The organism is Phytoactinopolyspora endophytica (genome assembly GCF_004138495.1).
Taxonomy (GTDB): Bacteria; Actinomycetota; Actinomycetes; order Jiangellales; family Jiangellaceae; genus Phytoactinopolyspora; species Phytoactinopolyspora endophytica.
The window spans coordinates 44,048-44,420 of record NZ_ML142875.1 but is presented as its reverse complement, the minus strand read 5'-3'; the positions used below and the strand labels follow the sequence as shown (position 1 = coordinate 44,420).

The window sequence follows — 373 nt, the reverse complement described above, 5'->3', positions numbered from 1 at the left end:
TGTACGCGCCCGCCACGCTTGTGACACAACCGTTCCTTAAGGATGCGGTCAGGGTGAGCCGTGCGACGATATCCGGATTGGTCACGTCTCCGGTGTTCGTCGAGCTCTGTCAGAAGGTTCCCGGAACCGACCTGGTGAGTCCGTGGGTGAGGTCAGTGACGACGACATTGCTCCATACCACTGTCATCGGCGGGCTACAGTTCGGCTGGAATGTAGCGGTCAAGGTGAGGGAGAAGTTCGCCTTGCCGTTCTGTACCGGGAACTGACCTTCGGCGGCGAAGGTCTCCTTGTTCTCGGCCCGTGGGTGTTTCCCACCTGGGTTGATGCACTGGGCGTCCGCGGTGACACGGACGTCTACCTGTTCCTCGTTACC

At 60.3% G+C, this 373-nt stretch carries 1 pseudogene; it reads right to left on the bottom strand.

Annotated features, from left to right (window positions below):
• Positions 1-109 precede the first annotated feature (109 nt).
• A pseudogene (locus tag ELR45_RS36155) lies at positions 110-373 on the bottom strand (hypothetical protein); the annotation flags it as partial.